Here is a 19,294-nt window from a genome sequence, read left to right as displayed (position 1 = left end):
TGTTTCTGGATATTAACTTTTGTGGAGTTTCATCCAGTTCAGCACTTTTAATTTATACATATAAGAATATGATTGTTTACTGTTTTTCACAATTAAACCTTTAAATCCATATTTTTGATACATTTGTACCCATGAAAGTAATGTTGCACTGCCTTTAATACCATATTCATGGTTCAACGAAGTTGAACCTATTCCTGATAAATATTTTAATACTAATTTTAATTTAAACTCGCTATTAAATTTAACCAAAAAAATGACCTCCAAATATCGAACAATTTCTTGTCCAACTTTTGGGGGTCACTTCAAAATCCTATTTAGGATTTAACCTTTTTATTTAATGTGTAATTTATTTCTTAAGTTTTCAGATTGATGTCCAATAACGTAATCAGCAACTCGGCTCTTTAAAGCAAGATATACATATACAAAGCCTCCCGCTAACACTGCTAATGAAACAACAAATCCACTGCCTACTCTACCATATGGCTCCATTAATAGACCAACAACTGTATTGCCCAAATAAACAAATGCTAAAGCTACAATATAGGTAACCAGTGAAAATATCAAAATCCAGTTAATTTTTTCTAGCATTTCATAACTTCTAACACCAAATTGTTTATCTAATGAACGAATAATTAATCCATCGGCAACTAAGAATCCAATTGCGGATGAAATTAATGGACCAAAAGTTCCAAATAGTAAAACCATTGGGATTTGGAAAACTATTTTAGCAATTGTTCCGTATATAAAATATTTAACTGCTAATTTATTCTGCGAAATTCCTTGCATCATAGCTGAAATAACGGTAAATAATCCAAATAAGATAGAAATAACAGAAGAAAAAGCTAATATGTTAGCAGATAAATGATTGTATCCAGTTCCATAAAATAATCGATTTAATGGACCAGCAACTGCGGTCATCCCAAGAGCAGCCGGAATCATAATAAAGGAAAATAAAACAAATCCATTCGATAATTGACGACTAATTCCATCTTTATCTTTCTTAGTAAAGGCTTCTGATAATAAAGGAACCACAGTAATTGCTAAAGCTGAAGCTAAAGAAATCGTAATCATGATTAGTTTATTAGCGTTACCAGCAAAGATAGCATAAAGTTTGTTTAAAACACTCATTGGATAATCAGTAGCTATCTTCATAATATCAAAGAAAGTATATTGATCAATTAACTGAAAAATAGTAATTCCAGCACCTAAAATGATGAATGGAACTGCTTGACTAACTATTTCTTTATATAGATGATTAGCATTAACATGAATTTTATTATTACTATTTTCTACTAAGTGATTATAATAGTCTTTACGTTTTAAATAATAAGCACCTAGTATTAAAAGTCCAGCAACAGAACCAATAAATGCAGCAAAAGTTGATTGTGTAACAGCAGTTATCCAGCTACCATGTACAACTTTCATTATAAAAAATGCTGTAACTAACATATAAATAACTCTAAATAATTGTTCCGCAAATTGTGATATTGCTGATGGTGCCATATCCTGAAATCCTTGAAAATAACCACGAGTTAAACTCATTGTTGGTATGATTAATACAGCCCATGACAATGAATGCATTACAGGAATTACATTAGGATTACCATTATCTAATAATGGTGCACCGAAATAGAGAAATAACGCGCATAAGATTCCAGTTGTTACAGATAAAACCAACCCCCGCTTATACAGTCGAACACTTATTCCGTATTCATTAAGGGCATTATAATGGGCAACTTCTTTAGCAATTGCCGATGGAACTCCAGCAATTGATATAATTAAAAACATACTGTAAACATTGTATCCTTGAACGTATAAAGCATTGGCTTGAAAATATAGATTACCAAACCAAATACTCCAAGGAATAATGTAAATTGCACCTAAGATTCTTGACAAAATGCTACCAGCAGTCATCCATGAAGACCCTTTTAACATTTTGCTTTGCGTTTGGCGATCGCTATTTATTTTTTCTTTACTTTCTTGCATTTAATAGTCCTACTTTCAAATTTGTCTGACCTATTCATTTTAATCAAAATTTATAAAGTAAGCAACTTTAGTAATAAAAAAAAGAGACAAAGTCTCTTTTTATTTTTAAAATTAGTTAGCAACAATGTTAACAATTTTACCTGGAATAACAATAACTTTACGAACATTTTTACCATTAGTAAATTCAATAACCTTATCGTCATTTAAAGCAACTTTTTCAATATCTTCTTTTGACATATCTTTGGCAACTTTAATATGTGCTCTAACTTTACCATTAACCTGTACTACCATTTGAATTTCGTCATCAATCATTTTGCTTTCATCATAATCTGGCCACTTAGCATAAGTAATGGATTCATCATGGCCCATCTTATTCCATAATTCTTCAGCCATATGAGGAACAATTGGTGCAAGTAGTTTAATGAAGCCTTCCATATAATCTAGATATAAAGTATTTTGTTTATAACATTCATTAACAAATACCATCATACTTGAAATAGCAACATTAAATCTTAAGTTCTCGTAGTCATCAGTAACTGTTTTAACAGTTTTATTATAAATTTTATCTAGTTTTCCATCATTAACAGTAACAATACGATCGCGTAATTGGTTATTATCATCCATGATTAAACGCCATACACGCTTAATCCATCTATTAGCACCATTTAATCCATCAGTACTCCATGGTTTTGCTTCAGTTAATGGCCCCATAAACATTTCGTATAATCTCAGAGTGTCAGCACCATATTTTTCAACAATTTCATCTGGATTAACAACATTACCTTTAGATTTAGACATTTTTTCATGATTAGTACCTAAAATCATCCCTTGGTTAACTAATTTTTGGAATGGTTCCTTAGTTGGTACAATTCCTAAATCATAAAGTACCTTATGCCAAAATCTAGCATATAGTAAGTGAAGAACAGCGTGTTCAGCTCCACCAATATATAAATCAACTGGTAACCACTGTTTTAATAATTCTGGATCAGCAAGTTGCTTATCGTTATGAGCATCAATATACCTTAGATAATACCATGAACTACCTGCCCATTGTGGCATTGTGTTAGTTTCACGCTTACCTTTACGTCCATTTTTATCAACAACATTTACCCAATCATCAATATTAGCTAATGGAGATTCACCGGTACCAGAAGGTTCAATATTTTTCGCTTCAGGTAATTTTAATGGCAATTCATCTTCTGGAACCAATGAAGTACTGCCATCTTCCCAATGAATAACTGGAATTGGTTCTCCCCAATATCTTTGACGTGAGAAAATCCAATCTCTTAAACGGTAATTAGTCTTAGAATGACCTGCTTTATGTTCTTCCAGCCAACTAATTGCTGCTTCAATAGCTTCCTTTTTACCCATGCCATCTAAGAATTCGGAGTTAACATGTTTACCGTCACCAGTGTATGCTTCCTTAGAAACATCGCCACCTTCAATAACCGGTTTAATTGACAAATTAAACTTAGTAGCAAATTCATAATCACGGTCATCATGAGCAGGAACAGCCATAATAGCACCAGTTCCATATGATGATAGTACATAATCACCAATCCAAATTGGTAGTTTTTCTCCATTAATTGGATTAATTCCATATGCTCCTGTAAATACACCTGATTTATCTTTATTCAAATCAGTTCTTTCCAAATCAGACTTAGTAGCAACTTCTTTCTGATAAGCCTTAACTGCTTCTTTTTGATCATCAGTAGTAATCTTATCTACTAAGTCATGTTCAGGAGCAAGAACCATATAAGAAGCACCAAATAATGTATCTGGTCTAGTGGTAAATACTTCAACTTTTTCATCTTTATGGCCATCAACAGCGAAAAATACACTTGCACCCTTAGAACGACCAATCCAATTTCTTTGCATTTCTTTGATACTTTCAGGCCAATCTAAATCATCCAAATCATCAATTAAACGATCAGCATAAGCAGTGATTTTTAGAACCCATTGAGTCATTGGAACTCGATATACTGGATATCCACCTCGTTCAGTTTTGCCATCTTTAACTTCTTCATTGGCAACGACGGTTCCCCCCATAAAATCAGGAGCCCAGTTAACTTCAATCTTATCTTCATAAGCAAGACCTTTTTTATAAAGTTGTTCAAAAATCCATTGAGTCCATTTGTAGTATTTAGGATCGGTAGTATTTACTTCACGATCCCAATCATATGAAAAACCTAAAGATTTAATTTGTTCTCTAAAATGTTCGATGTTTTTTTCAGTAAAGCTTCCAGGATGATGACCCGTTTTCAAAGCATACTGTTCTGCTGGTAGTCCAAAAGCATCGAAGCCAATTGGATGCAAAACATTTTTGCCTTGCATTCTTTTCATTCTGGACATAATGTCAGTAGCAGTGTAACCTTCTGGATGTCCAACGTGTAAGCCTTGTCCTGAAGGATATGGAAACATATCTAAAGCATAGTAATTTTCTTTATTAGCATCATTAGTTGTTTTGAAAGTTTTGTTATTTTCCCAAAATTTTTGCCATTTTTGTTCTATTTTAAGATGATCATAAGGCATTATAAATTCCTCCTATAAAGTTTATTAAATAATAAAAAAGTCCTATAAGTAAATATGAAAAATACTTATAGGACGAAAAGATTCCGCGGTACCACCTAAATTTTTTGTATAAAATACAAAACCCCTTGTAGTATCCATAACGCGGAAAACGTTTTAACCTAATAATTTCAGTTAAAATTTCAACGATGAGTTCAAAAAATTCATATCTAAATTCACAGCAACCATTTAGTTTCTTAATATATCAATTAATTTACTAGTTCGTATCAGCAATTTATTATTTAATAGTTTAATTATTTATAATATACCAGTATATAAATTTAAAATCAAGACTACATAAAATAATCTTAATATATTATAAAATGATATAATTTAATCAACATTTAGTTAAAGGAGATCATAAAAATCAAATTACAACCATCACTAAGATATAGCCATCAATTATTAAAAAACATTGTTCAACCTGGTAACATAGTTGTTGATGCAACCGTTGGTAAGGGTAACGATACTGCATTTTTAGCTAGGTTAGTTAAAAATAAAGGTAAAGTTTATGGATTTGATTTACAAAAAGAAGCTATTCAAATCACTCAGAATCGATTAGATGAAAACGATTTAAAAAACGTTCAACTATTTAATACTGGACATGAAAATATTAAAAAATATGTAAAAGAAAACATTAGTGCAGCAATTTTTAATTTAGGATATTTACCAGGTGGAAATAAGAATATTATTACAAAACCAAATACTACACTAAAAGCCATTAAAGATTGTTTATATTTGTTAGAACAAAATGGTATAGTTGTTTTAGTGCTTTATTATGGACATCAAGGTGGCAAAGAGGAAAAAAATAGTGTATTGAGTTTTGTAAAAAATTTAAATCAAAAACAATATTCTGTATTAGAATATAAGTTTATCAATCAGATTAACGAACCACCTATTCTCATAGCTATACAAAAAAAGTAAAAAGATGTGGCTAATTTAGCTACGTCTTTTTACTTTTTTATCTAAGAAATTAATTATTAATGCTAAAACAACCAACAATAAACAAACAAAAAATACTAAATGTAGAGAATTAAGTAAAATCTCTTTAAAAGACGATATTGTTTTTGAAGATAATTGATGGTCAGATTTATAGTACATAAGTTCATTAACAGAAGATGCATTTACTAAATCAGAATGCAAAGAGCCAATTTTAATTTCTCTATTTGTGACCATTTCTAAAACAGAAAGTATTAAGGTTTGACCAATAATTCTGCTTAAACTGTTAAAAGAAGTTGCCACCCCTAATTTATCATTATCAACAATATTTTGAGAAATAACAGTACTATTAGTTATCGTTAATCCAAAACCGATTCCACAAATTCCAGAAATAACTGCAAAGTTTATTAAACTTAAATAAATTGATAAGTTTAATAATAAGATTGCTGATATCAAAAGACATGTTAGACCGGTAATTGTTACGTAAAACGCATTTGTTTTAGATAATAGCCAACCAGATAGAAAGGAACCAGCAATCCAAAAAATAGATATTGGAGTAATAACCAATCCAGATATAGATGCAGATAGTCGCATAATACCTTGTATCCATATTGGTAAATATATTTCTAAACTAAAAACAAATCCACTAATTAAAAGAGAAACTATATTTTGTATAATAAAAGTCTTGTTATGAAATAATGACATTGGAATAATTGGATTCTTCGATTTATATTCGGTTCTAATAAACAAAATAAAGGAAATAATTGATATAATAATTAAATAATATGTTTCATCCATCTTAACAGACAAAGAATCAATAAACTGAATCAAATTCATAACAGAAAACAATAAAATAGATAAATATATTATGCCTAAATAATCTACTTTTTGTTTAATATAATTAGAATTTTCATTTAAATTAAAACTAATTAATATGATTGACATTAATATAATTGGAACTGTCCAAAAAAATATCCAACGCCAATTAAAAATATCAACTATTAGACCACCTAATAAAGGCGCTAAGGTTAAAGATATTCCCCATATTGCACCATTTATTCCTATCATTTTAGACTTTTTATTCATACAGTAGATATCTGCAATAATAGTATAAGATAGTGGCATAATGGATCCAGCACCAATTCCTTGAATAGCTCGAAATATTATTAAAGTTTCTATATTATTAGAAATTCCAGCGAATATAGTTCCTAACAAAAAGATAGTTAGTCCAATTATAAGTATTTTCTTTCTACCAAATTGATCAGATAATTTGCCATATATAGGTATAGAAACTGCATTGGTTAATAAGAAAATAGAAAATATCCAATTCATAAGTGATACACCATGAATTTCTCCTATAATAGAAGGAAAAGCTGTAGAAACTATAGTAACATCCATTTCTCCCACAAACGTCATCATAAATAACGCTAACATAATCATATGACGATTATTAATATTTTTTATCATATTTCCCCCATAAATAAAATAAAAAAAACGATTTATTTTTTTGAAAATAAATCGTTTTTTTATTAAGCATTATTTTTTAAAAAGTTATTCAATTCGCTAACTTTATCAGTTTTTTCCCAAGGCAAATCAATATCAGTTCTACCAAAATGTCCATAAACAGCAGTTTGTTTATAAATTGGGCGTTTTAAATTAAGCATCTTGATAATACCAGCTGGTCTCAAATCAAATATTGTTCTTACTGCACTTATCAAATCTTCTTCTAAATATTCAGATGTACCAAAAGTATCTATTGATATAGATACTGGTTCAGCAACTCCAATTGCATATGCAATTTGAACTTCAACTTTTTTTGCTAACTTAGCGGCCACTATATTTTTGGCAATATATCTAGCTGCGTAACTAGCGGAACGATCAACTTTAGTTGAATCCTTACCTGAAAATGCACCACCACCATGATGAGCCGCACCACCATAAGTATCAACGATAATTTTACGTCCAGTTAATCCAGCATCCCCTTGAGGACCACCAATAACAAATCGACCAGTAGGATTAATATAATATTTAGTTTTTTCACTTAAAAATTTTTCAGGTATTGTTGTTTTAATGACCTTATTAATTACATCTTCTCTTATTTTTTCTAATTTAACATCAGGATCATGTTGAGTACTTAAGACAATTGTATCAACAAAAAATGGAGAATTATTGTCATCATATTCAACAGTTACTTCAGCTTTAGCATCAGGTCTTAGATATGTAATTTCACCATTTTTTCTTAATTCAGTAATTTTTCGCATTAAATTGTGACTTAATGAAATAGGTAGTGGCATTAATTCAGGAGTCTCATCAACAGCATAACCAAACATTAAACCTTGATCACCAGCACCGATTTTATCTAAAACATCAGTACTATTTTCTTTAGTCTCTATAGAATCATCTACACCTTGAGCAATATCGGGTGATTGTTCATCGATAGCTACCAAGACTGCACAAGTATTGCCATCAAATCCATATTTATTATTGTCATATCCAATATTTTTAATGGTTTCTCTAACAACTTTTTGAATATTAACATAAGCTTTGGTAGTAATTTCACCAAAGACTAAAACCAAACCTGTTGTAACGGAACATTCACAGGCTACTCTAGAATCAGGGTCTTGTTTTAACATTTCATCTAAAATAGCATCACTAATTTGATCTGCTATTTTATCAGGATGTCCTTCCGAAACAGATTCTGATGTAAATAAATGTCTTTCTTGCATTTAATTATTCCCCCTACTTTTTTGGTTACAAGGCATCTTCACTACTAGGTGAATCCTATCGGGAATACGCTCATAACTTTTATAAGCATATCACAAAATAAAAATATTGAAAAGAACGTATTACAAAAAATAAACGATAAGTATTAAATACTTATCGTTTCAACATTAAGATTTATTCGATTATTAATTATACCGGAGGTGGGGTTCGAACCCACACGATCTTAACGATCACTGGATTTTGAGTCCAGCGCGTCTGCCAATTCCGCCACTCCGGCAAAATATATATTAATGAATAATTAAAGGCGGTAATCGGATTTGAACCGATGATAAAGGTTTTGCAGACCTCTGCCTTACCACTTGGCTATACCGCCATTTAATATTATATTCAACTGGGCTAGCTGGATTCGAACCAGCGCGTGATGGAGTCAAAGTCCATTGCCTTACCACTTGGCTATAACCCAATTAAAAAGGGCGGTAGGTGGGAATCGAACCCACGCGTGTCGGATCCACAAACCGATGTGTTAACCACTTCACCACTACCGCCATAGCAACATAACAGGGATAGTAGGAGTTGAACCCACATCAACGGTTTTGGAGACCGGTATTCTACCATTGAACTATATCCCTATTTAAAATGGAGGAGAGTGGATTTGAACCACCGAACCCGAAGGAGCGGATTTACAGTCCGCCGCGTTTAGCCAGACTTCGCTACTCCTCCATAAATGGCGCGGGACAGAATCGAACTGCCGACACACGGAGCTTCAATCCGTTGCTCTACCAACTGAGCTACCGAGCCAAACCATTTATGTTATGCTATAGATTATTTAATTATATGTTGTATAAAACAACAACGGTTCGTACGAGACTCGAACTCGTGACCTCCTGCGTGACAGGCAGGCGTCCTAAACCACTTGACCAACGGGTCATACCAATAAAGTTATAACGGAGAGTAAGGGATTCGAACCCTTGAAACAGGCTTTGACCCGTTTACATCATTTCCAATGATGCTCCTTCGGCCAACTCGGACAACTCTCCAAAACCATAACTAACTCCGAATGTCAGACTCGAACTGACGACAACCTGATTAACAGTCAGGTGCTCTACCAACTGAGCTAATTCGGAATAATAAGCGCGGCAACTTCCTACCCTTGCAAGAGGCGATCCTCTAACTACTCTCGGCGTTTAGAAGCTTAACTACTGTGTTCGGCATGGGAACAGGTGTATCCTTCTAGCTATCGCCACCACACTATTTTTCTAAAAGAACTTCGTTCTTTCAAAACTAGATATTATCATTTCTAAATGAGAACAACCTTACTTGGTTAAGTCCTCGACCAATTAGTACTAGTCCGCTCCATACATCGCTGCACTTCCACTTCTAGCCTATCTACCTAATCATCTCTTAGGGGTCTTACTTCCACAAAGGAATGGGAAATTTCATCTTGAGGTGGGTTTCACACTTAGATGCTTTCAGCGTTTATCTCAGCCATACATAGCTACCCAGCTGTGCCCCTGGCGGGACAACTGGTACACCAGCGGTATGTCCATCTCGGTCCTCTCGTACTAGAGATAGCTCCCCTCAAATTTCCTACGCCCGCGACGGATAGGGACCGAACTGTCTCACGACGTTCTGAACCCAGCTCGCGTACCGCTTTAATGGGCGAACAGCCCAACCCTTGGGACCAACTACAGCCCCAGGATGCGATGAGCCGACATCGAGGTGCCAAACCTCCCCGTCGATGTGAACTCTTGGGGGAGATAAGCCTGTTATCCCCAGGGTAGCTTTTATCCGTTGAGCGATGGCCCTTCCATATGGTACCACCGGATCACTAAGCCCGACTTTCGTCCCTGCTCGACCTGTCTGTCTCGCAGTCAAGCTCCCTTGTGCCTTTACACTCTGCGAATGATTTCCAACCATTCTGAGGGAACCTTTGGGCGCCTCCGTTACTATTTGGGAGGCGACCGCCCCAGTCAAACTGCCAATCAGACACTGTCTCCCACCACGATAAGTGGTGCGGGTTAGAGTGTTAGCACAGCGAGGGTAGTATCCCAACAATGCCTCCACCGAAACTAGCGTTCCGGTTTCTACGGCTCCTACCTATCCTGTACAAGCTATGTCAACACCCAATATCAAATTACAGTAAAGCTCCATGGGGTCTTTCCGTCCTGTCGCGGGTAACCTGCTTCTTCACAGGTATCTCAATTTCACCGAGTCTCTCGTTGAGACAGTGCTTAGATCGTTACGCCTTTCGTGCGGGTCGGAACTTACCCGACAAGGAATTTCGCTACCTTAGGACCGTTATAGTTACGGCCGCCGTTTACTGGGGCTTCGTTTCTGAGCTTCGCCGAAGCTAACTCATCCACTTAACCTTCCAGCACCGGGCAGGCGTCAGCCCCTATACTTCATCTTACGATTTTGCAGAAACCTGTGTTTTTGATAAACAGTCGTCTAAGCCTTTTCACTGCGGCTGCACTACGTGCAGCACCCCTTCTCCCGAAGTTACGGGGTCATTTTGCCGAGTTCCTTAACGAGAGTTCACTCGCTCACCTTAGGATACTCTCCTCGACTACCTGTGTCGGTTTGCGGTACGGGTAGTTAATTACTCACTAGAAACTTTTCTCGGTAGTGTGACGTGGCTTACTTCCCTACTTAAATTCGGTCCTCATCACAGCTTGTCAACCCGCTGAAAAGCATTTCACTCTTCAACTGACTTGCTGCTTGAACGCACATCCAATAGTGCGCACAAGTTAGCCTCCTACGTCCTTCCATCGTTCAAACATAATTAACTAGTACAGGAATATCAACCTGTTATCCATCGCCTACGCCTCTAGGCCTCGGCTTAGGTCCCGACTTACCCTGGGAGGACGAGCCTTCCCCAGGAAACCTTAGTCATTCGGTGGATTAGATTCTCACTAATCTTTCGCTACTCATACCGGCATTCTCACTTCTAAGCGCTCCATCAGTCCTTACGGTCTAACTTCGTTGCCCTTAGAACGCTCTCCTATCACATGACTACGTCATGTCCACAATCTCGGTAATATGCTTAGCCCCGGTAAATTTTCGGCGCAGAATCACTCGACTAGTGAGCTATTACGCACTCTTTAAATGGTGGCTGCTTCTGAGCCAACATCCTAGTTGTCTGTGCAACTCCACATCCTTTTCCACTCAGCATATATTTAGGGACCTTAATTGGTGGTCTGGGCTGTTCCCCTTTCGACGGTGGATCTTATCACTCATCGTCTGACTCCCGAACATATAAATCAATGGTATTCGGAGTTTATCTGAATTTAGTAACCCATGACGGGCCCCTCATCCAAACAGTGGCTCTACCTCCATGATTCTAAATCCGAGGCTAGCCCTAAAGCTATTTCGGAGAGAACCAGCTATCTCCAAGTTCGTTTGGAATTTCACCGCTACCCACATTTCATCTCAGCACTTTTCAACGTACACGAGTTCGGCCCTCCGGTGCGTTTTACCGCACTTTCAGCCTGAACATGGGTAGATCACCTGGTTTCGGGTCTATCTCAACATACTCAAACGCCCTATTCAGACTCGCTTTCGCTACGGCTCCGGTCTTATCCACCTTAACCTTGCATGTTAACATAACTCGCCGGTTCATTCTACAAGAGGCACGCTATCACCCATTAACGGGCTCTAACTGTTTGTAAGCACATGGTTTCAGGAACTATTTCACTCCCCTTCCGGGGTGCTTTTCACCTTTCCCTCACGGTACTGGTTCACTATCGGTCACTAGGGAGTATTTAGCTTTGGGAGATGGTCCTCCCGGATTCCAACGACGTTCCACGTGTGTCGCTGTACTCAGGATCCTGAACTGAGGTTAAACAATTTCGTCTACGGGGCTATCACCCTGTATCGCCTAGCTTCCCAGCTAGTTCGACTATTGTCTAACTTGGTAACTCAAATGTTCAGTCCTACAACCCCAAAGAGCAAGCTCTTTGGTTTGAGCTGTTCCCCGTTCGCTCGCCGCTACTTAGGGAATCGAAATTTCTTTCTCTTCCTGTGGGTACTTAGATGTTTCAGTTCCCCACGTCTGCCGCCAAATTAGCTAATTAATTCACTAATTGGTGATAACCGATTAAGGTTATCGAGTTTCCTCATTCGGAAATCTCCGGATCAAAGCTTACGTACAGCTCCCCGAAGCATATCGGTGTTAGTCCCGTCCTTCATCAGCTCCTAGTGCCAAGGCATCCACCATGCGCCCTTCATAACTTAACCTGTTCATCACTTCGTGATGTTTGGTTAATTGAGTATAATACGAATAAAACTTTTTAAAAAACTCAAAATAACGCGGTGTTCTCGGTTAAAATTGTATTTAATACAAATTTTAATGTTAATTTTAGAAATTAATAATATCTAGTTTTCAAAGAACCAAGTTTGAGAGTAGACCTCTCAAAACTGAATAAGATTGATTAACCTAATGTAAGTTTCCGTAATATCCTTAGAAAGGAGGTGATCCAGCCGCAGGTTCTCCTACGGCTACCTTGTTACGACTTCACCCTAATCATTTGTCCCACCTTAGACAACTAGCTCCCGAAGGTTACTCCATCGTCTTTGGGTGTTACAAACTCTCATGGTGTGACGGGCGGTGTGTACAAGGCCCGGGAACGTATTCACCGTGGCATGCTGATCCACGATTACTAGTGATTCCAACTTCATGCAGGCGAGTTGCAGCCTGCAATCCGAACTGAGAATGGCTTTAAGAGATTAGCTTGACCTCGCGGTTTCGCGACTCGTTGTACCATCCATTGTAGCACGTGTGTAGCCCAGGTCATAAGGGGCATGATGATTTGACGTCATCCCCACCTTCCTCCGGTTTATCACCGGCAGTCTCACTAGAGTGCCCAACTTAATGCTGGCAACTAATAATAAGGGTTGCGCTCGTTGCGGGACTTAACCCAACATCTCACGACACGAGCTGACGACAACCATGCACCACCTGTCATTCTGTCCCCGAAGGGAACACCTAATCTCTTAGGTTGGCAGAAGATGTCAAGACCTGGTAAGGTTCTTCGCGTAGCATCGAATTAAACCACATGCTCCACCACTTGTGCGGGCCCCCGTCAATTCCTTTGAGTTTCAACCTTGCGGTCGTACTCCCCAGGCGGAATGCTTAATGCGTTAGCTGCGGCACTGAAGGGCGGAAACCCTCCAACACCTAGCATTCATCGTTTACGGCATGGACTACCAGGGTATCTAATCCTGTTCGCTACCCATGCTTTCGAGCCTCAGTGTCAGTAATAGACCAGACAGCCGCCTTCGCCACTGGTGTTCTTCCATATATCTACGCATTTCACCGCTACACATGGAGTTCCACTGTCCTCTTCTATACTCAAGTTCTTTAGTTTCCGCTGCACTTCCTCAGTTGAGCTGAGGGCTTTCACAACAGACTTAAAAAACCACCTGCGCTCGCTTTACGCCCAATAAATCCGGACAACGCTTGCCACCTACGTATTACCGCGGCTGCTGGCACGTAGTTAGCCGTGGCTTTCTGGTTAAATACCGTCAAAGCGTAAACAGTTACTCTTACACTTGTTCTTCTTTAACAACAGAGTTTTACGAGCCGAAACCCTTCTTCACTCACGCGGCGTTGCTCCATCAGACTTGCGTCCATTGTGGAAGATTCCCTACTGCTGCCTCCCGTAGGAGTCTGGGCCGTGTCTCAGTCCCAATGTGGCCGATTACCCTCTCAGGTCGGCTACGTATCATCGCCTTGGTGGGCTTTTATCTCACCAACTAGCTAATACGCCGCGGGTCCATCCTAAAGTGATAGCAGAGCCATCTTTCAAGTTGGAACCATGTGGTTCCAACTAATTATACGGTATTAGCACTTGTTTCCAAATGTTATCCCCTGCTTTAGGGCAGGTTACCCACGTGTTACTCACCAGTTCGCCACTCGTCCCGAATCCAAAAATCTTTTATGCAAGCATAAAATCAAATTGGGAGGACTCGTTCGACTTGCATGTATTAGGCACGCCGCCAGCGTTCGTCCTGAGCCAGGATCAAACTCTCATCTTATAGATGAAAAGCTTTTCTAGCTCATCAAATTAATTGTTTTTAAAAGCGAATTGACTTCGCTGTGTTTTAATTTCTTATAATCTAAATTATAAGAATCCTTACACATCATCGATTATCAATCTTGTTCAGTTTTCAAAGATCTACTTATTAGTTATCTGCCTCATTGAGCAGCTTTTTTAATTATACCATGTTAACAACTTAACGTCAACAACTTTTTATAATTATTTTTTATTGCCGTTTGCTTTATCAGCAACGCAACAATAATTATTATGCCATCTTTACAAGTAAAAGTCAACAACTTTTTTAATTAAATTATTTACTTTATTTAACATCACTCGAATATAATAACAATAAAGAAATAGTATGTCAATTAAAATTTAACACCTCATTGTTTTAAGAAATTAATATTTCTCAACAACAAAAATAATCTTATCAAAAACAAAATTAATAGTCAATACTTTATTTTAAAATTTCGATTTTATTAATAGTTACATTACCTAAAGGACGATCACTATTATCAACTTTAGCATTAGCAATTTGATCTACAACGTCCATTCCTTTTATAGTTTGACCAAAAACAGTATGTCTAAAATCTAACCAAGGAGCTCCACCATATTCTCTATAAGCATTAATAACTTTTTCAGAAAATTTAGATTTTTTCATAGGATCAATTAAGTTATCTTCTAAATGATTGTTTTGAACAATAAAAAATTGACTTCCATTGGTGTTAGGTCCTGCATTAGCCATTGATAAAGCGCCTCTAAAATTATATAAATATTCAGAAAACTCATCATCAAATGGTTGATTCCATATACTCTCTCCACCGGCACCTGTATCAGTTGGATCACCTGATTGGATCATAAAATCTTTAATAATTCTATGAAAACAGATCCCATCATAGTATCCTACTTCAGATAGCTTAATAAAGTTTTCAACAGCCATTGGTGCTTGTTCAGGAAATAATCTAATTTCAATATCACCATAATTAGTTTTAATAAGGGCTAACGGGCCATTCTCTTTATCTAAATTTAACTGCGGATAATTAATAATAAACTCCTCCATTTGATTTATATTAGTAACCATATAATATAATAAAATAAATTTAGTAAAATGATAAGTCTTTTTTACTATTTTATTTTATAATTTATATATATTGTAAATATAATTTTGTTAAAATTATGAAAAACAAATACTTAAGGAGTTCAAAATGAATACTTTAATTGATTTTATATTACACATTGATAAACACATAATTAACTTAGTAACATACTTTGGTGATTGGACATATCTATTATTATTTGCTGTTATATTTATAGAAACCGGCATAGTAATTATGCCGTTTTTACCAGGAGACTCATTACTATTTGCTGCTTCTGCTATATCAGCAAATCCACAATATCACCTAAATATATGGATATTTATACTAATTTTTCTGTTAGCATCATTTTTAGGCGATACGTTAAACTTTTATTTAGGAGATAAAATTGGTTATCGAATTACCAAAATGAAATTGGTAGCTAAAGTTATCAAGCCCAAACAGCTAGATCAAGCTAAAGCTTTTTTTGATAAATATGGAATTTTAGCTATTTTTATAGCAAGATTTATGCCTATAATTAGGACATTAGCACCATTTATAGCTGCAACTAGTGGTTATAAATATGAAAAATTTATAAAATATAATTTATCTGCTTGTATTGTATGGGTAGGATTATGTTGTGGTGCAGGTTATTTCTTTGGTAATATTCCATTTGTTCAAGAACATTTTTCAATTGTAGTAATTGGAATTATATTAGTTACTTTAATTCCTGGAATAGTTGCTTTCATAAAGGAAAGAAGAAATAAATAAAAAGGGACTGTGACATAAGTCTATACAAAAATAGGATTTACGTTTTAAATTTAACGTAAATCCTATTTTTGTATATAACTTTATAAAATTAATGACTTTCGTCATTAACTTTCTTATATTTAATGCCATTATAGTAAACCCAGCTTCCTTTTTAACCTTATCGATTCCCCTAACGGAGAATCGATTGAAACGCAAAGAAGCCTTTAGTCTACCAAAAACCGATTCAACATCTATCTTTCTTTTTGCGTAAATATCACTTGTTTTTGGTGCCAAAAGCAATGCTTGTTGTTTGTTTTTAAAATATTCCCATGCATAATTAATACTGATTTTTCTAGTGTTACCAGACTTAGTTAGAGCATATGAATTAATGTCTTGATTAAGATCATACTTTTCAGCTTTATATTCTTTAAAATCACGAGTGAATTTATATTTATCAGTTCTTTTACGATAACCATTAAAATTAAATCTGATGCCTTTGGGATCAATATAATAATCATCTTTTGAATTATAATACCAATTCATGACCTTACGGTCATCACTTTTCCATTTACGACTTTGTTCTTTTAACATTGTTCCATAGGGAATTAAAGGAATGTTATTAGTTAGTTTGTCTTCTATAAAACGATAATTACTTTCAGATCCATAACCAGCATCGGCAACAATATATTTACCTAAACTATTATTCTTAATTTGTTTATTTAAGAACGGAATTAAAGTACGAGTATCAGTGGGATTTTGATAAATGTCAAAATTAGTTATGAATTGTCCACTAGTGGCAATTTGTAAATTATAAGCAGGTTTAAGTTGTCCATTTAACATGGGGTCTTCCTTAATACGCATAAAAGTAGCATCATGATCAGTCTTAGAATAACTATTACGATTGGAAAATATTTTATTACTTTTTTGATATTCTATTTGTTTGCATTTACGAAAACGAAGTTTTCTTTTAATGGCTTTTAACTTACGACGCTTTTTTTATGGGGATTAGGTGATAGTTTTTTATTCTGTTTAATTTGATCATTTAAATCTGCTAAACAATTTTCTAAATGGATGATGATTTCATCTAACTCACTTGTTGAAATATCAGAGTCATCTGGGAGTTCACCCACATATTTAACATCATTCATGTCATGTAGTAATTTTATAATCGCTTCGCGATTTAATTTATCGAATCTGATTATATTTTTACGCCAAACAAAAGAATACTTATTAGCATTCGCTAGTATTTTAGTTCCATCAATAAAACTTACATCATCAATATAATTATTTTTTCTTAGATATTTAGTTAATTGATTCATGCATTTACTAATTAAATTTTCTGCTTCATCTGAAATCCTAAATCGACAGACTGTTCTGTATGAAGGAAATGAATTTTTAGTTAAACAACGTGCAGGTAAATTTTCTTCTGCCAGCTCACTAATTTGGCGACTACTAAAAATCCCTTTAGAATAAGCAAACAAGGTTAACTTTAATAGTGACCGTAGGTCGTATTTTCGTGGCCTACCAAATAGTGACCGTAGGTCGTATTTTCGTGGCCTACCAAATATGTATTTTTCTTCTAAACCAATCATTTCAACAATTTGATTGATAATTTTTACTTGATGATTATTTTTAGGTTGCCAATTTTGAATATTTAAAATATAATTAGTACTCATTAGTTTTAAGTTTCCTTTCAAGGAGATTTATTTAAACGATATCGGTTGGTTCGATATCGTTTTTTATTATACATAAATAACGCTCGTTGGAAAAATTAAATTCCAACGAGCGTTATTTTTTTAGAGACTTATGTCACAGTCCCTTTTTATTTTAAGTCTTTATATCCACGATTTATAAGATAAAAGCAACTAAACAAAAAAAGAACAAAAATTAAAACGGTACAAATCAAAAAATATTCATCCGGAAAGGCTAAAATAATGGGATTGCTTTTAGCATCAAAAACCCAATTATTATTTCTGAAAAAAATTTGGTGAAACTTTATAAAAAAATCATTGAAATCTAAAAGAATAAACAATCCAAAAAATAAAATTAAATAGTTTAAAGTTTTTAGGGGGCGAATAAATATCCATCTATATTTTTTACGTTTAAAAGAAATATAGAATTTTATACTTATTGGTAACGAAATAAACATAACCAAATTATTTATTAGTATTAAATTTTTGACATCCCTAAAATGATTAAATCCATTTTGATTCATTAAAAAACTAGTTTGCATATTAGTAATAAATGGTGATTGTAAATAAGTAATAACGTTATTATAGTTATTCATTAAAATATTAACAGACTTATGTGTATGAAAATTTATATCAAAAAATGAGATTATTATCCGATATAAAAAAGGGACATTAATTATAATAAATATCCCTGCACTAATTACACATATAATAATTAATAGTAATTTAATGTACCACTTTAACATACTAAAGCTGCCAATCATCTAATGAATCAATTTCATTAGTAGGTTTAACATTCATTTGTGATACCTGTTTTTTAGTAGATAATCCTGAATAAACCAGCAAAGTATCAATTCCAAAATTAATTCCTGCAGAAATATCAGTCATATAATTATCCCCTACCATAACAACATCATCTTTATGCAAATGAATCCGATCTAAAGCATTTTCCAAAATAATACTTTCAGGTTTACCAATAAATGTCGGTTCCTTTTGGGTAGCATATCTAACTAAGTCAACTAAGGCACCCGCTCCTGGGAGCATCCCCTTCTCATTAGGAATATTACTATCTGGATTAGTCCCAATAAATTTAGCACCAGCTCTAATATATAAAACTGCTTTACTTAGTTTTTCATAGGTCACATCAGAGTCTAGTCCTACAACCACATAATCAGGTTGTTCATTATCAACAATTTGAAAATTTTTATTTCTTAAAGCCGTAATTAATCCTTTTTCACCAACAATATAAACTTTACGATGTTTTTCATCAGCGATTTTATTCATATAATCAGCAGTAGCCAAACCAGCAGTGTATACGTTATCCTCATTAACATGAATATCATGATTATAAGAAAGATTCTTAACAACATCAATTGGCATTTTGGTAGTATTGTTAGTGACAAATAAAAATTTAATGTTATTTTTTTGTAATTTTTCAATAAATCTTTTAGCAGCAGGTATACGTTTATTACCTGCATATATTGTTCCATCTAAATCAATGAAATAGCCCTTATATTTTTGCATC

Annotated in this window: 10 protein-coding genes, 10 tRNA genes, 3 rRNA genes, 1 pseudogene, 1 riboswitch and 1 other annotated feature; of the genes and pseudogenes, 2 read left to right on the top strand and 22 right to left on the bottom strand. The window is 34.8% G+C overall.

Annotated features, from left to right (window positions below; translation table 11 throughout):
- Window positions 1-12: 12 nt before the first annotated feature.
- The 3 genes from MOO46_RS01160 to leuS all read right to left on the bottom strand — a co-directional run bounded on the left by MOO46_RS01160 (window position 13) and on the right by leuS (window position 4,518).
- Complete coding sequence (locus MOO46_RS01160; protein WP_249511204.1) at window positions 13-249, bottom strand: helix-turn-helix domain-containing protein; 237 nt, start codon at window positions 247-249, stop codon at window positions 13-15.
- A gap of 81 nt (window positions 250-330) precedes the next feature.
- Window positions 331-1,986: a putative polysaccharide biosynthesis protein gene (locus MOO46_RS01155; RefSeq protein WP_249511203.1), complete on the bottom strand. Its 1,656-nt coding sequence runs from the start codon at window positions 1,984-1,986 to the stop codon at window positions 331-333.
- Between the two features lie 111 nt (window positions 1,987-2,097).
- Window positions 2,098-4,518: a leucine--tRNA ligase gene (gene leuS / locus MOO46_RS01150; RefSeq protein ID WP_249511202.1), complete on the bottom strand. Its 2,421-nt coding sequence runs from the start codon at window positions 4,516-4,518 to the stop codon at window positions 2,098-2,100.
- 65 nt (window positions 4,519-4,583) lie between these two features.
- Window positions 4,584-4,794: a binding site (T-box leader), on the bottom strand.
- A 126-nt stretch (window positions 4,795-4,920) separates the two neighbouring features.
- Between leuS and MOO46_RS01145 the strand changes: the two genes are divergently transcribed.
- A complete protein-coding gene (locus tag MOO46_RS01145) occupies window positions 4,921-5,478 on the top strand; it encodes a class I SAM-dependent methyltransferase (protein ID WP_249511667.1) in 558 nt (185 codons plus the stop codon).
- Between the two features lie 15 nt (window positions 5,479-5,493).
- Here the strand turns inward: MOO46_RS01145 and MOO46_RS01140 are convergent, their stop codons facing one another.
- The 16 genes from MOO46_RS01140 to MOO46_RS01065 form a co-directional block, all read right to left on the bottom strand.
- A complete protein-coding gene (locus tag MOO46_RS01140) occupies window positions 5,494-6,960 on the bottom strand; it encodes an MDR family MFS transporter (protein ID WP_249511201.1) in 1,467 nt (488 codons plus the stop codon).
- A gap of 62 nt (window positions 6,961-7,022) precedes the next feature.
- Entirely contained in the window at window positions 7,023-8,219 is a 1,197-nt protein-coding gene (gene metK, locus MOO46_RS01135) for a methionine adenosyltransferase (RefSeq protein WP_249511200.1), read from the bottom strand.
- Window positions 8,217-8,300: riboswitch (SMK box riboswitch) on the bottom strand. Its footprint overlaps the gene before it by 3 nt.
- Window positions 8,301-8,409: 109 nt before the next feature.
- Window positions 8,410-8,494 (bottom strand) — tRNA-Leu (locus MOO46_RS01130).
- Between the two features lie 25 nt (window positions 8,495-8,519).
- A tRNA-Cys gene (locus MOO46_RS01125) sits at window positions 8,520-8,590 on the bottom strand.
- Between the two features lie 18 nt (window positions 8,591-8,608).
- Window positions 8,609-8,680, bottom strand: a tRNA-Gln gene (locus tag MOO46_RS01120).
- Between the two features lie 9 nt (window positions 8,681-8,689).
- A tRNA-His gene (locus tag MOO46_RS01115) sits at window positions 8,690-8,762 on the bottom strand.
- Window positions 8,763-8,775: 13 nt separating this feature from the next.
- Window positions 8,776-8,846: transfer RNA gene (locus MOO46_RS01110), tRNA-Trp, on the bottom strand.
- Between the two features lie 8 nt (window positions 8,847-8,854).
- Window positions 8,855-8,937 (bottom strand) — tRNA-Tyr (locus MOO46_RS01105).
- Window positions 8,938-8,942: 5 nt separating this feature from the next.
- Window positions 8,943-9,015: transfer RNA gene (locus MOO46_RS01100), tRNA-Phe, on the bottom strand.
- A 58-nt stretch (window positions 9,016-9,073) separates the two neighbouring features.
- Window positions 9,074-9,140, bottom strand: a tRNA-Asp gene (locus MOO46_RS01095).
- A gap of 22 nt (window positions 9,141-9,162) precedes the next feature.
- Window positions 9,163-9,254, bottom strand: a tRNA-Ser gene (locus MOO46_RS01090).
- A 14-nt stretch (window positions 9,255-9,268) separates the two neighbouring features.
- Window positions 9,269-9,341 (bottom strand) — tRNA-Asn (locus MOO46_RS01085).
- Between the two features lie 7 nt (window positions 9,342-9,348).
- Window positions 9,349-9,465: ribosomal RNA gene (gene rrf, locus MOO46_RS01080) — 5S ribosomal RNA — on the bottom strand.
- Window positions 9,466-9,534: 69 nt separating this feature from the next.
- Window positions 9,535-12,453, bottom strand: a 23S ribosomal RNA gene (locus MOO46_RS01075).
- Between the two features lie 227 nt (window positions 12,454-12,680).
- Window positions 12,681-14,253 (bottom strand): 16S ribosomal RNA (locus MOO46_RS01070).
- Together the 16S, 23S and 5S rRNA genes with 10 tRNA genes alongside form the textbook arrangement of a ribosomal RNA operon.
- A gap of 459 nt (window positions 14,254-14,712) precedes the next feature.
- Entirely contained in the window at window positions 14,713-15,300 is a 588-nt protein-coding gene (locus MOO46_RS01065) for a peptidylprolyl isomerase (RefSeq protein ID WP_249511666.1), read from the bottom strand.
- A 160-nt stretch (window positions 15,301-15,460) separates the two neighbouring features.
- On the opposite strand from MOO46_RS01065, the gene MOO46_RS01060 reads away from it, so the two are divergent.
- Complete coding sequence (locus MOO46_RS01060) at window positions 15,461-16,099, top strand: VTT domain-containing protein (RefSeq protein ID WP_249511199.1); 639 nt, start codon at window positions 15,461-15,463, stop codon at window positions 16,097-16,099.
- Between the two features lie 84 nt (window positions 16,100-16,183).
- On the opposite strand, the pseudogene MOO46_RS01055 reads toward MOO46_RS01060, so the two are convergent.
- From MOO46_RS01055 to MOO46_RS01050, 3 genes and pseudogenes are all read right to left on the bottom strand, one after another.
- A pseudogene (locus tag MOO46_RS01055) lies at window positions 16,184-17,754 on the bottom strand (IS1182 family transposase); the annotation flags it as partial.
- 146 nt (window positions 17,755-17,900) lie between these two features.
- A complete protein-coding gene (locus MOO46_RS07920; protein WP_396121406.1) occupies window positions 17,901-18,515 on the bottom strand; it encodes a TIGR01906 family membrane protein in 615 nt (204 codons plus the stop codon).
- A gap of 1 nt (window position 18,516) precedes the next feature.
- The gene (locus MOO46_RS01050; protein WP_249511198.1) at window positions 18,517-19,293 is read right to left on the bottom strand and encodes a TIGR01457 family HAD-type hydrolase; all 777 of its coding nucleotides are present in this window, start codon (window positions 19,291-19,293) and stop codon (window positions 18,517-18,519) included.
- Window position 19,294: the final 1 nt, after the last annotated feature.

The sequence above is a fragment of the Apilactobacillus apisilvae genome (genome assembly GCF_023380225.1).
GTDB classification, from domain to species: domain Bacteria; phylum Bacillota; class Bacilli; order Lactobacillales; family Lactobacillaceae; genus Apilactobacillus; species Apilactobacillus apisilvae.
This window is presented reverse-complemented; position numbering and strand designations above follow the sequence as displayed.

Coding starts and splice junctions, on each gene's coding strand:
- MOO46_RS01155 (WP_249511203.1), bottom strand. CDS start 1,986: ATGCAAGAAAGTAAAGAAAAAATAAATAGCGATCGCCAAACGCAAAGC.
- leuS (WP_249511202.1), bottom strand. CDS start 4,518: ATGCCTTATGATCATCTTAAAATAGAACAAAAATGGCAAAAATTTTGG.
- MOO46_RS01140 (WP_249511201.1), bottom strand. CDS start 6,960: ATGATAAAAAATATTAATAATCGTCATATGATTATGTTAGCGTTATTT.
- metK (WP_249511200.1), bottom strand. CDS start 8,219: ATGCAAGAAAGACATTTATTTACATCAGAATCTGTTTCGGAAGGACAT.
- MOO46_RS01060 (WP_249511199.1), top strand. CDS start 15,461: ATGAATACTTTAATTGATTTTATATTACACATTGATAAACACATAATT.
- MOO46_RS07920 (WP_396121406.1), bottom strand. CDS start 18,515: ATGTTAAAGTGGTACATTAAATTACTATTAATTATTATATGTGTAATT.
- MOO46_RS01050 (WP_249511198.1), bottom strand. CDS start 19,293: ATGCAAAAATATAAGGGCTATTTCATTGATTTAGATGGAACAATATAT.